We start from the raw sequence: 12638 nt of genomic DNA, 5'->3' as shown, positions 1-12638 counted from the left end.
AGCAAGAAGGAGGGGGGAAGGGTCGTGCAAAGGTCATCTGGAAAGCATCGCTCTGTATCGTCGCTTTGGTTGGCGAAAGGGTGACGCAACCGGCGTTGGCTCAATCTGGCGGGGTCACACAGGTAAAGCACGTTCCGAAGCCTTCAGCCTCGAGAATATTATCGTGACTGCCCAATAGCGAAGCGAAAACCTTCAATACGTCCCTAGCGTATGCCAGGCACTAAACCTTGTTCGTCAAACGGCCGTAAGCGCCGCGTAAATTCCTGGGAGGGGAAAAATGAAGAAACTCTTCGCGACTGCATTGTTGACGAGCGCGTCAATTCTGGTTTCTCCGATGGCGGCTGCCCAAGCGCAAACGACCTCGCCTGCTGCGATCCAGTCTGAAGAGAGCAAAGCGTCGCAAGTGGGGGATATCGTGGTCACCGCACAGCGCAGATCCGAGAACCTTCAGGACGTGCCCGTCGCCGTGACCGCTCTCAGCGGCAAGCAACTGGAGGCGACCGGTATCGACACAGTGCTGGACCTCAAGATCTCGGCACCCTCGCTCAACACGGCGGCGGCAAGCGGCATTTTTGGCAGCTCGATCCGCGGTATTGGTTCTTTCGGGTTCTCGCCCGGTATCGAGTCTGAAATCGCGCTTTATATCGACGGCGCCTATATCGCTACCCCTCTGGCAAGCGAGTTGGCGTTGGCGAACGTCGCCTCGGTCGAAGTGCTGAAGGGGCCTCAAGGAACCCTGTTCGGCCGCAACTCTACAGGCGGGTTGATACAGGTCACGACGGCGACGCCCAAGCAATCGCCGGAAGGTCGTTTCTCACTCGAGTACGGAAGTTATAATGACGTTGTGGGGGCGGCCTATGTCACGGGCGGTATTGCCGAGAACCTTGCCATGGACTTGTCGGTACGCGCCGAACGACGCGACGGCTTCGGGAAGAATTTGACGACAGGATCCGAGGCGAACGGTATTCACCATGACTTCGTCGCACGTTCGAAGTTGTTCTGGGAGCCTGGCGACAACACGACCGTGACCGCAGTCGGAAACTACTGGGATGGCCGAAATCACCTGGGGACTGGCGTTGTCTTGCCGGGCACGTTCAATGCCTGGACCGGCCAGCAAGCGCCTGATTACGGCAAAAACGACTATAGCGCCAACATCGACGAAGCCCTAAATGGTTGGACGGCAGGCGGCTCGCTAAAAATCGAACACGATATGGGCGGTGTGCGGTTAATGTCACTCTCTGCTTTTCGGAAAGTAAATTTCGAGATTACCCGTGATCTCGACTACTCGCCGCAAAGTGTAGCCTCATTGGCGCTGCTTCAGACTGACAAACATTTCAGTCAGGAACTTCAGCTGAGTTCGATCGGAAATTCACCCTTTAAATGGGTCGCCGGCGTCTTTTATTTCAACCTCAAGAGCGCCTATCCTGCCATTCTGGTCGATCTCTCCGGCAGCGTAAACGCCGCCGCCATCGCGATCAACGCTACGCAGCGCGCGAAGTCGTGGGCAGGCTATGCACAAGGAACCTATGAGCTTGCCGAAGGCACCAACTTGACGCTGGGTGGCCGATACACGACCGAGCGACGCAGCGAAGTCAATTCGAGCCAGGAGATCAGGATCGTGAATGGTCCGGTCATTCCAATAGCTTACCCCGATCGGTCAGTAACCGCCAACAAGTTCACGTATCGCGCCAGCCTGGACCACCGTCTTTCAGAGGCGCTAATGGTCTACACTTCGACAACGACCGGGTTCAAGAGCGGCGGGTACAACACCAACGCACCCGGCGACCCTTCTTTCAAGCCAGAAGAACTGACCGCTTACGAGATTGGGGCCAAGGCGGACGTCCTCGACCGGCGCCTGCGATTGAACATTGCCGGCTTTCACTATGACTACAAGAACATTCAGGTTCAGCGGGTCGGCACTTTCGCCCTGCAGACCGTCAATGGCGCATCTTCGCGAATTTACGGCATCGATGCGGACGTGACCGCAGTTTTGAGTAATGAGTTCACTTTGTCAGGCGGCGCCGCCTGGCTAAATACTAAGTTCAAGAGCTTCCCAGGTTGTCCGATCTCCACGCGTGATGGCACGGTCCCGGTGGCTATCGGCTCCTGCGCTGGCAACGCCTTACCATTTGCCGCCAAGTTCTCGGGCAGTTTGATGGCGCTTTATACCAAGCGTGCGAGCAGGGGCGAATTCCAGGGCTCGGCTAGTATCTACTATAACAGCGGCTATGCAGCAGCCGCCGATAACGTCTTTCGTTCCGATCGATATGCGCGAATTGGCGCAACCGTGAAGTGGACATCGGACAACAACTACTCTGTATCGCTGGTCGGCAGGAACCTCACGAACATCCGCCCGCTGCAATATGTAGGCTCGCAAACCAATGGAACCAACACCGGGTCCTATCTGGAACCTCGAACAGTAAGCATTGTGGTCGGCTTCAACTTTTGATGGCGGCGGATGGGAGCGCGGGGGTCTTACGCTCTTCCAACCGTCGGATGAGCCAACGATCGAGTTTGGTCAGTCATACCAGACCTTTCCCGGTCCGGGCATGAAATTGACAGCCGATATTTAAGCACATGGCTTTCACGGGAGCCCCCGGTCGGCCGACAAGTAAGGAGAGATTTGACATGGCTTCAGTGGCGAAGTGTGCAGCAACGAGTTTCCGCGACCGCGTCAACACTCAGGAAGGGCTCGTTGATCGCGCCATATTTAGTGAAGACGAGGTCTATCGCGTAGAGCTTGACAAGATTTTCGCGCGCGCTTGGCTATTCATGTGTCATGCGAGCCAGCTCCCCGAAAAAGGCGACTTTTTCCAAAGCTTCATGGGGGAAGAGCGCGTTATCGTCACGCGGAGCCGCAGCGGAGAATTCGAAGTGCTGCTCAACGCTTGTCGTCACAGAGGCGCACTCGTGTGCCGGGCGAACGCGGGGAATGCGCCATCCTTCACCTGCGCATATCACGGGTGGACCTACGATCTGTCCGGTAACCTCATCGGTGTTCCCGGGCTCACCGATCTCTACGAAAAGTCACTCGATCGGGATGCCTGGGGCCTTCGCAAAGCGGCGCAGGTATCGTCCTATCGGGGGTTCATCTTCGCGACGCTCGATCCTGAGGCTCCGCCGCTGGACGAATTTCTCGGTGAGGCAGGAAAGGCGATGATCGACAAGCTTGCCGACTATGGGGACGTCGAAGTGGTGCCGGGGATCATCCGTCACCGCCTGAAAGCGAATTGGAAGATCGGCGTCGAGAACGATCAGGACTATTACCACGTCGGCATCTCACACGCCTCGCTTCTCGACGCCTATGGGATGTCTCGATCTGAGGTTCACACGAGATACTGGCAGAATAACGAGGGCCCCTCGGTCATGGGAGAATATGGCCACACAACGGATCTGATGACAGGCCATTACCACGCCACCATCTTTCCGCATATGAGCATGCTCACTGATCTGTTGCAGGTCGTCATCGTCCGGCACCCCAAGGGGCCGCGTGAGATGGAGATGTGGTACTTCACGTTCGTCGACAAGAATGCGTCTGCCGAAGATCGCAAGATGGCGATCGATCGCAACAATTCCAGGCTCGGACCTACGGGGATGGTCGAGCAGGACGATGGCGAGAACTGGGAGTTCTGCACGATCGGGGCCAATTCACACGCGATGCGAGATGTCCCATTCAATTACCAGATGGGATTGGGCGCTGGCACTACGGGCGATAGCGGCGAGGTCGGCTATCCTTTGTATACGGGTCCAAGGACGACGGAAGAATATGCTCGATGGCGCCTGAAATGCTGGGCGGAGTGGATGGATGCAGACAGTTGGCCCGACCTGCAAGCGCATCACTCCAAGCCAGGCGCCAAGTGATTGCCGAAACGCCAGACACCTTTTTGAACGGAAATCCAGGATGCTTTTAAACGCTGAAACGCAGTATCAGATAGAGCAATTCTTTTATGCCGAAGCTGCGCTGCTCGACGCCCATCGCCACGAGGAATGGTTGGATCTATTCACAGACGACTGCAGATACTGGATGCCGGTTCGTCAGGCGACGTTGGCCAAGCAGAGCGAGAACGAGTTCTCCAAACCGGATGAGATCGCGTTTTTCAACGAAGACAAGACAAGCCTTGGCTATCGCGTGAAAAAGATCGAAAGCCCATATGCCTGGGGTGAAAGCCCACGTCCCCGCACGAGGCATATGTGTTCCAACATCAGGGTGCTATCGGTCGATGGCGACGAGATGACCACTGAGTGCGCGTTCGTATTCTACCGGACCCAGGTTGAAGCCGATGTCGATTGGTTTGTGGGTCGCCGGGAGGACGTGCTTCGTCGTGTGGGCGATAGTTTCAAGATTGTGAAGCGTAGCCTGTTCCTGGATCAGACGATCATTTACGCGAAGAACATGAATCAGTTTTTCTGAAGAACCCGTCCAACCCGGCGGGCCTTTGGCCAGGATCACGCTGGTTGGATCGCGATGCATGAATTCGGTGAACGGTGCCGACTGCGCACGTTTCAGGGCACGAACAAACAGACAGTCAAAGCAGCTCCTGCGGTTGCCGAAGCACCGTGGGCACTTTTCGAAACAACCCGATGGAGACACGTAACATGGCAGAAAAACAGAGTCCGGCGTTAAGCGCCCGAGCGGAGCGAAATCTGGCGATCGCAACCTCGGTCCACAAATCGTGGGCGGCAGGATATACCGAAGGTATGACCGTTGACCTCTCCATTCTGAGCGACGCGATTGCGGACGACATGGTCCTGTACCATCCCGAGTTTGGGGAGGTTCAGATCGGTCGTTACTTCGCCGAAGGCCTGGTGCCGGAAATTGCGACGATGGAACTACGCGCCTGGTGGAGGGCCTTTCCTGACATCTGCATGGACAAGTTTTTGGCCTTCCCCACTGACGAGGGCGTGGCATATCATGTGAGGATGGGGGGGCATGCTCGCGCCGATGGCCGCTGGCTGGAGTTTTGGGAGTGCAATTTCTGGACGATCAATGATGAAGGAAAAATCACTCGATTTGAAGTGTTCCATCTTGGCAAGAACTACGACGAAATGTGCGAGATGGCACTCGGATTTACGGGTAAAGACCTGACGCCGGAAAGCTACCGCGCTGCTGTGCTGAAAAATGGAGGAGCTGAAGCCTAAGAGGGCTTAGCGGCAAGGCAATCTCGGCGTGAGCGATGCCATCATTAACAACGAGGCTGACAGCAAACCAGCTCGCGCTATATCACCGGCGCCGGTTTAAACCACGACTGGGCCCTACATTCTCTGAAATCACCGTGCACTGGTAAGCGCAGAAACCTCTCCATATTTCGTAGGCGCTGATCTGTCTTTGGTTTGCCCCTGATCCGAGGGGTATCGTAGTGGCTGATGATGTAAGAACATTCGAAACAGGTGTCGAAAGGCAGGAGGGTCAGCGGCCCTTGCGTATGGACGTCATTCCAGCAGGGCCGGCGCGTCGCCGTTGGTCGGCAGAGGCCAAGGCACGGATCATCGCGTCAAGTTTCGAACCCGGAGCCAACATCGCGGAAACCGCGCGGACGCATGGACTGGTGCCACAGCAGCTCTATGCCTGGCGGCACGTTAAGGCGGATAGCCAGCCTCTACCAGAATCGAGACGCGTATCCGAGGTTCCCGCCTTGAACACAGGTTGACGGTCCGCCAAGCTGAATCCGCTTCGGTTATCGCGGAAATGCTGCCCTGGCTCGAGGAGATGCTGCCCAAGCTGCCCGAAGCTCCAATACGGCCAAAGTTATCAGATACACCCTCAACCACTGGAAAGGCCTAATCCGCTTCCTGAGGATGGGCGGATCGAGCTGGAGAACAACACCGTCGAGCGGTCAATCAGGCCCATCATGCTCCAGCGGAAAAATGCCCTGGTCACAGGTCATGACCTGGGAACCGAAAACTGGGCGGCATTCGCCAGCCTCATAGAAACCTGCAAACTGTGCGGCATCAACCCTCAGGCCTAGCTCACCGATGTCCTCACCCTTATCGTCCTGCGCGGCGACGCAGATCCCATGGATGATCTGCTCCCCTACAACTGGGTAGATAGCCGCGCCGCCGCCAGTGCCGTCATTGATCAGGCCGCTTAATGCCTCAAGGTGGGGGTGTTTAGTGCCGAGAGCCCGACTAGGCTCGCTATCGCTGGGCGAGGCAAGGAAGGCTGCATTTCTTGCCAGTCGACACGTCGATTGCTGATACTGGCCTGCCGTTCGCACTTAGAACCAAGTAGGCCGGTTGCATGCGCAGCGTTCGAATGCATCTGTTCTCGAAGGAGGCACTAGCCTAGTTACATATGACAGGTTGGAAGGCATGGCCCAATGCAGATCGACATTCTCAAGGTGAAAACTCAGGTTCTGTGCGGGGACGAGTTCGCTATGGGACCAGGCAAGGCGGCCCTTCTCGATGCGATCGATCAGGAACACTCGATCTCCGGCGCGGGTCGTCGTCTCGGCATGAGCTACCGGCGCACGTGGCTGTTGGTCGACAGCATGAACCGGTGCTGGAAGCAGAAGCTGGTGGAGACGTTAGCCGGGGGTGGGAAAGAGCGTGGAGCGCGGCTGACAGATACCGGAAGGGCTGTGCTTAAGGCTTATCGTGACATTGAAGCGAAGATGCTGCGATCTGTGGACGGAAAGGCACTTGCGGAGATGCGCGATCTGCTGCGCGACCAGCCTCTTCCCGCCAGTGCGAGTGCGAAGGCTGTCATTTCAACCGAATAATGTCTACCCGATGGCTTGCAAGCTTTATAGCTTCCACCGTGTCATGAGTGACATAAAGGATCGGCAGTTTCAGCTCGTCCCGGATACGCAGGATGACATCCATAATCTCACCACGGCGCGCCGGATCAAGCGAAGCGAGCGGTTCATCCATCAACAAGGCTCGGGGACCGGAAAGCAGAGCGCGACCAATGGCGACGCGCTGGGCCTCTCCGCCAGACAAGGATCGCGGCCAGCGATCCATCAACGCCCCGATACCCAGGAAGCCGACAACTTCATCCACGCCGATCCAGCGATGCTCAGGTTGAGCCAAGCGATAACCGTAGAGCAAATTGGCACGCACGCGCCGATGGGGGAACAATCGCCCGTCCTGAAACACATAGCCAAGCCGCCGATGATGGACAGGCATATCGACATTTTCCGCTGCATCGAAGAGCGTTACGTCGCCGACACGCACATAGCCCCTGTCGGGCCGCAGCAGCCCGGCAATCATGTTCAGAACTGATGTCTTTCCTGCGCCTGACGTGCCAGACAGCACCGTCAAACCTCCATCGGTCAGGAACGTTGCGCCAACATGCGCGCCGCCCAAATTTTTACTGACATTGACGTTAAAGGACATGAATGCTGTTTCCCGCCCGCACCTTCTGACTTATCTTTTCGGAGAGGATGAGTGCACCGAGCGACAGGAAGATCGAAATCAGCGCAAGCCTCCAGACCGTCGCATCGCTTCCGGGTACCTGCAGCGCGCTATAGATCGCGATCGGTAGAGTACGGGTTTCGCCGGCGATGTTGGAAACGAACGTGATCGTCGCTCCAAATTCTCCGATCGAGCGGGCAAACCCCAGGATGATGGCTGTGATGATGCCGGGCAGCGAAAGCGGCAGCCCGATCGTGAAGAAGCAATGCAAGGGACTGGCTCCAAGGGTGCGCGCGGCATCTTCTATCCGGCGATCTACAGCTTCTATAGACAAGCGGATGGCGCGCACCATCAGCGGCAGCGCCATGATCCCCGCTGCTATGGCAGCGCCGGTCCAGCGGAACATGACGGTGATCCCGAACCATCGTTCCAGCCACCCACCGATCGGGCCGGCGGGGCCAAGGGCAAGCAGCAGCAGCCACCCGATTACCACCGGCGGCAAGACCAGCGGCAAGTGGACCAACGCATCGACCAGCACCTTGCCGGTAAAGCGTATGCGCGCGAGGAGCCAGGCTATACCGAAAGCCACGGGCAAGGTCACGAACACGGCGACCAGGCTCACTCGAAGCGACAGGGCGACGATCTCCCAGTCGTCGGCACTCAACTCCACAGCGCCCTCATCGCGTCCCGAAGCCGTATCTGCGGAAAATCGCCTTGCCCTGCGGAGAAAGTAGAAACCGTCGAAAGGCTTCGGCATCCTTGTGGCGGGAGACGCTGAGGGCGGCGATAGGGTAAGTGATTGGTGGATGTGTGGCGGCGGGAAAAGTGCCAACGATCTGCACGGTCTTCGATGCGCGCGCGTCAGTTTCGTAGACGACGCCATAGGGGGCCTGTCCACGCTCGACCATGCTGAGGGCGGCGCGCACGTTCTCGGCGATCGCGACGCGGCTCGCAATCGAAGGCCACACACCAAGCGCCGTCAATGCTGCCTTTCCATATTTGCCTGCCGGAACGGCGTCAGGTTTGGCCATCGCCAACCGACCGCTTCCCAGCGCACGGGCAAGTGGAAAGCCTTGCCGGATGGCCAGCCGCTGGCCCCTTCCAGCCGGAGCGACCAGCACGAGGCGGTTGGTGAGAAACGAGGTGCGAGTGCCGCGCTTGACCAGACCTTTGCCTTCGACGGCGTCCATCCATGGCTCGTCCGCCGATAGAAACAGGTCAGCCGGTGCGCCCGCTTCGATCTGGCGTGCCAATGCCGAAGAAGCGGCGAACGAAAGGATTGGGCGTAAATGGCGTTGCCGGGTCCAGGCGTCAGCGGCTGCCGTGAGCGACTCTTGCAGGCTGGCCGCGGCGAGGACGAGCGGCCCTTTTTCCTGTGCGGCCAAAGGCGCGGGCAACAACGTCGCCAGCATAAAACAAAGGACAGCAAACCAGCGGCGCATCGGACTCTCCCTCAAAGCGATATATAGCCGTATACAGAGCTAAGCGCATTTGGCGACGTTCAATTTTTCGGGCTTCACATCTTCTGCCCACAGACGTGACTGGGAAACCCCAGCCGTTTGTTCGACACAAAGCCCGTGTCAGTCAGGCTCTCCAGAAAGGCGATCAGGTCCGACGCCTGCGTGGGCGAGACAGGCGTCGGATGTCGGTCCAGGGCATCTTCCAACGTGATCGCGCTGCCATCGTGCAGCCAGGGTCCGGTGACGGCCACATTCCGCAGCGGCGGCGTGCGAAATTTGCTGTCATCCTGCGTCGGTGAAGATACGCCCGCTGTGACAAGCCGCGCAGCCTGCGTCGTCCAAAAAGCTGGTTGCGCCACGCGCCCAATCGGCAATGTTTATGATCGCCTCATCACAGATCTAAAACACACATGGAGTGAGCGCCGTATTTTCGCAGGTGGAAAGGATGTAGTGCGGCGCGAGATCAGAAGCGTACGCCCACGGTCGCCATGACATTGCGAGGTGCGCCGATGAAGCAGTCGCCGCGCGCCAGGCAGGAGGCGAACTGTTTTTTGTTGAGGAGGTTGGTGGCGTTGAGAGCCAAGCGCCAGCTATTCCAGTTGATTTCCGCCAGCGCGTCGACCGTGGTGCGCGAAGGCGTAACGATCGACCAGATCGAGCTGGTCGAGATGCTCTTGCCACTGTAGACGACGCCGCCGCCTAGCCGCAGCTGCGCGGCGTCCGCCAGGCCGAAGGTCTTGGTCGACCAGAGCGAGGCTGTGTGGCGGGGCATATAGTCGAGGCTGGTGTTGGTTTCGGACTTGAGCTTGGAATAGCCATAATTGGCCAGCAGTTCGAAGTGGCCGGGAAGAGTGTGGCTGGCCTCGATCTCGAAACCCTTCGTTTTGAGTTCACCCGACTGGGTCGTGCCGCCGCCGGCAAGATAGAGGACGCGATTGCGCTCCTTGATCTTGAAGGCAGTGGCCGTGACCAGCGTGCTGACGCCGGCCTGCCACTTTACGCCGGCCTCGTACTGCGTACCGGTCTGTGGGCGGTAGGGCGCGCCGAAGGTGTTGTCGCCGTTATCGATTGACCCGGCGACCGGCAGGAAGCTTTCTGTATAGCTGAAGAAAGGCGAGAAACCGGCGCCAACCTCGCCGATGATACCGGCGCGAAAGGTGGTGGCGTTGTCCTTCTGCCCTGAGGAGCCGGTGACGCGGTCGCGGCGCGCGCCCAGAACGACCGAAACGCGGTCATAGAAGCGGATCTGATCCTGTACATAGATGCCCAGCTGCTTCTGCGATTCCGGGATGAAGGGGCCGATAGGCTCGTAGGTCTGCAGCGCGTCATAGTCGATGTCGTAGAGATCCACGATCTCGCGTCCGGCGCCATAACGCTTGGCCACCTTGTTCCAGCTGTAATCGATTCCAACCAGCAGCTTGTGTTCGACATTCGAGCCGGTGTTGAAGTTGAATTGAAGATTATTGTCGGTGGAAAACACATTCATCCGCGCGTCACTGGTGTCGGCGGTGAGCCCTATCGTGCGCCCGTCGGTTCCGTATACCGAGAACGGATCGGTCGGATTGCTGTAGCTGTCAGCATAGTGCGTGTTATATTCGAGATCGCTGTCGATATACCGGGCCTTTAGGCTCAGCTTGATGTGGTCGGAGAAGCTGTGGGTGATGAAGCCGCCGCCCTGCAGCAAGCGCCCGGCATAGCGGTCCCAGCCAGCCTTGCCGACGAACGTATATTTGTCCAGCCTGCCCGACGGATTGCGAGTGTTCGGCAGGAAGGTGCCAACGATCGGCAGGAACTGCGAGGTCGAGCCGGTGTCGTCTTCCTGATAGAGGCCGGTCAGCACAATGTCGGTGTCGGGGGTCGGTTGCCAGCGGATCGATGGCGCGAACATTACCCGGTCATCGGGGACGTGATCGACATAGGTGTCGGCGTCGCGAACCCGGCCTACGGCGCGGATCGCGAGATTGTCGGCCAGCGCGAGGTTGACGTCACCCAGTGCCTCCTTCCGATCGAAGCTGCCGTAAACCAGGCTGATTTCGCCGCGGGTCTCGAATTCCGGGGTCTTGGACACCAGGTTGACGAGGCCGCCGATGGACCCTTGGCCAAAAAGCACCGAGGCCGGGCCACGCACGATCTCCACGCGGGAGAAGTTGTACGGGTCCGAAGTGATGCTGGCATAATAGGAGAAGACATCGCGCATGCCATCGCGGAACTGGAGCGCGTTGAGACCGCGCACGTTGAAGCCATCCACGCGCGTGTCTCGGCCATATGGGTTGGCGAGGACGCCTGCGGCATATTTCACGGTGTCGCTGATGCTGATTGCGCCTTGCGAAAGATATTGTTCGGCGGTGATCACCTTGATCGGCTGGGGTAGCTCGATGAGCGCAGTTTCGGTCTTCGTGCCCGTGCTGGCGGCCGTGACCACGATCTGGTTTTCATCCTCTGCGGGAGCCGTTTGGTTCGCGGCTTCGGGCGCACGGTCGGCGGCGTAGGCGGGCATGGTAGAAAGGGCGATAAGCGCAACGCTGCACAGCGATATCGAGCGACTGACGGACATAAGAGAGTTTCCCCCGTTTAAACGACTTCTAATGAGCGGGGCGATTATAGCTATTAAGACTGATTAGCAATAGTTCACAGTAATGTCGTTCGGGGCCGCATCCTCCATCCCGGCTGCTAGCATCGTCAGACGCGGCTATCGAAGCTCGTCAGGATTTCGGCACAGGCAACCAAAACCTAGACTGGCGTTGCGATGGATAAGGTTAGAAGCAGCTATGTCAGTGACTATGCGCGCCGCGGCAGTGCGGCTTACAGCGGCCTTGACTTGGAGAACTTCGCTCCGCTCGGGCAAAACTTGAACACGACACAGGATTGGCAATCCGGCGTTCTGGCGTGGCACACTTGCATACCGAGTTGGATCAGCCATTCGTGCGCATGTCGCTTATATTCCGCAGGCGTGATGGCGTTGATCGTGTCCGCGGCTTGCTCGGCGGTGGCGTCATCGACGATTTCCAGGCGGCGTAGAACGCGCAGAACGTGAGTATCGACAGCAATACTGTCTTCCGAGAACAAGTGATTCATCATCAGGTCGGCTACCTTGCGACCCACGCCTCGTAGCTTCAACAGGCTCTCACGGTCACTCGGAATTTCGCCACCATGCTCCTCGATGATCTGTCGACACAGATGGGGTGGTTGCCGCCCTCCCCAGACGGCATCGCAATGTGCCAAGATAGTGGTGTTGAAAGGCCACTGAGCGGAAAGGACGGCAACCGTGACAAAGGATATGATGATCGGGGTGGATTTGGCAAAAACTGTTTTTCAACTGCATGCTGCGTCGATGACAGGTCAGCTTCGGTTTTGTAAAAAGCTGTCGCGGCAGAGCTTCCTCAAGTTTATGGCCGAGCAGCCTCGTGCGGTGGTCGTGATGGAGGCCTGTGGCAGCGCGCATTACTGGGCCCGCGAGATGGCCAGCCTGGGTCACGAGGTGAAGCTGATTGCGCCGCAATACGTGAAGCCGTTTGTGAAGCGGCAGAAGAATGATGCGGCAGACGCCGAGGCGATCGTGATCGCCGCCCAGAGACCGGAAATGCGCTTCGTCGAGCCAAAATCAGCCGAGCAGCAAGGTCGAGCAATGCTGTTCCGAGCGCGGACCCGGCTAGTCCAGCAGCGCACAGAACTGGTCAACATGCTGCGCGCTTTTCTTTACGAGCTCGGTCATGTGGTACCGCAAGGCATCAATAACGTGCCCCAGATCGCCGCGATCATCACCGAGCCCAACAGCGACCTGCCTGAGATTGCCCGGATTGAATGCCGCGATTTGCTGGAGCAGAT

At 58.2% G+C, this 12638-nt stretch carries 13 protein-coding genes and 1 pseudogene; 8 read left to right on the top strand and 6 right to left on the bottom strand.

Annotated elements, in window-relative coordinates; genetic code table 11:
• Positions 1-277 precede the first annotated feature (277 nt).
• The 7 genes and pseudogenes from QHC67_RS13695 to QHC67_RS13670 all read left to right on the top strand — a co-directional run bounded on the left by QHC67_RS13695 (position 278) and on the right by QHC67_RS13670 (position 6719).
• The gene (locus QHC67_RS13695; protein ID WP_319295215.1) at positions 278-2449 is read left to right on the top strand and encodes a TonB-dependent receptor; all 2172 of its coding nucleotides are present in this window, start codon (positions 278-280) and stop codon (positions 2447-2449) included.
• 179 nt (positions 2450-2628) lie between these two features.
• Positions 2629-3861 carry an aromatic ring-hydroxylating oxygenase subunit alpha gene (locus QHC67_RS13690; RefSeq protein WP_319295213.1) on the top strand — a complete coding sequence of 411 codons (1233 nt, stop codon included), beginning with the start codon at positions 2629-2631 and terminating at the stop codon, positions 3859-3861.
• Positions 3806-4411 (top strand): 3-phenylpropionate/cinnamic acid dioxygenase subunit beta, encoded by a 606-nt coding sequence (locus QHC67_RS13685; protein WP_319295211.1) that lies wholly within the window; start codon positions 3806-3808, stop codon positions 4409-4411. The genes QHC67_RS13690 and QHC67_RS13685 overlap by 56 nt, the downstream gene beginning before the upstream one ends.
• Before the next feature lie 185 nt (positions 4412-4596).
• The gene (locus QHC67_RS13680; RefSeq protein WP_319295209.1) at positions 4597-5139 is read left to right on the top strand and encodes a nuclear transport factor 2 family protein; all 543 of its coding nucleotides are present in this window, start codon (positions 4597-4599) and stop codon (positions 5137-5139) included.
• 284 nt (positions 5140-5423) lie between these two features.
• Positions 5424-5648 (top strand): transposase, encoded by a 225-nt coding sequence (locus tag QHC67_RS19230; protein ID WP_413818545.1) that lies wholly within the window; start codon positions 5424-5426, stop codon positions 5646-5648.
• 91 nt (positions 5649-5739) lie between these two features.
• Positions 5740-5963 (top strand): annotated as a pseudogene (locus tag QHC67_RS13675) (IS66 family transposase); the annotation flags it as partial.
• 354 nt (positions 5964-6317) lie between these two features.
• Positions 6318-6719 carry a LysR family transcriptional regulator gene (locus QHC67_RS13670; protein ID WP_319295207.1) on the top strand — a complete coding sequence of 134 codons (402 nt, stop codon included), beginning with the start codon at positions 6318-6320 and terminating at the stop codon, positions 6717-6719.
• Here the strand turns inward: QHC67_RS13670 and QHC67_RS13665 are convergent.
• The 6 genes from QHC67_RS13665 to QHC67_RS13640 all read right to left on the bottom strand — a co-directional run bounded on the left by QHC67_RS13665 (position 6703) and on the right by QHC67_RS13640 (position 11915).
• Entirely contained in the window at positions 6703-7335 is a 633-nt protein-coding gene (locus QHC67_RS13665) for an ATP-binding cassette domain-containing protein (RefSeq protein ID WP_319295205.1), read from the bottom strand. The two genes, QHC67_RS13670 and QHC67_RS13665, sit on opposite strands and share 17 nt — an antisense overlap.
• Positions 7325-8023, bottom strand: a complete 699-nt coding sequence (gene modB / locus QHC67_RS13660) for a molybdate ABC transporter permease subunit (RefSeq protein ID WP_319295203.1) — start codon at positions 8021-8023, stop codon at positions 7325-7327. The genes QHC67_RS13665 and modB overlap by 11 nt, the downstream gene beginning before the upstream one ends.
• A 7-nt stretch (positions 8024-8030) precedes the next feature.
• Complete coding sequence (gene modA, locus QHC67_RS13655) at positions 8031-8795, bottom strand: molybdate ABC transporter substrate-binding protein (RefSeq protein WP_319295201.1); 765 nt, start codon at positions 8793-8795, stop codon at positions 8031-8033.
• Between the two features lie 74 nt (positions 8796-8869).
• Positions 8870-9172 (bottom strand): hypothetical protein, encoded by a 303-nt coding sequence (locus QHC67_RS13650; RefSeq protein ID WP_319295199.1) that lies wholly within the window; start codon positions 9170-9172, stop codon positions 8870-8872.
• Positions 9173-9276: 104 nt separating this feature from the next.
• Positions 9277-11367, bottom strand: coding sequence for a TonB-dependent siderophore receptor (locus QHC67_RS13645; RefSeq protein ID WP_319295198.1), 2091 nt, complete (start codon positions 11365-11367; stop codon positions 9277-9279).
• Positions 11368-11615: 248 nt separating this feature from the next.
• The gene (locus tag QHC67_RS13640; protein WP_319295196.1) at positions 11616-11915 is read right to left on the bottom strand and encodes a hypothetical protein; all 300 of its coding nucleotides are present in this window, start codon (positions 11913-11915) and stop codon (positions 11616-11618) included.
• Between the two features lie 175 nt (positions 11916-12090).
• Between QHC67_RS13640 and QHC67_RS13635 the strand changes: the two genes are divergently transcribed.
• A partial coding sequence (locus QHC67_RS13635) for an IS110 family transposase (protein ID WP_319295251.1) occupies positions 12091-12638 on the top strand: 548 nt, incomplete at its 3' end.

It is taken from the genome of Sphingobium sp. (assembly GCF_033795625.1).
Classification (GTDB): Bacteria; Pseudomonadota; Alphaproteobacteria; order Sphingomonadales; family Sphingomonadaceae; genus Sphingobium.
This window is presented reverse-complemented; position numbering and strand designations above follow the sequence as displayed.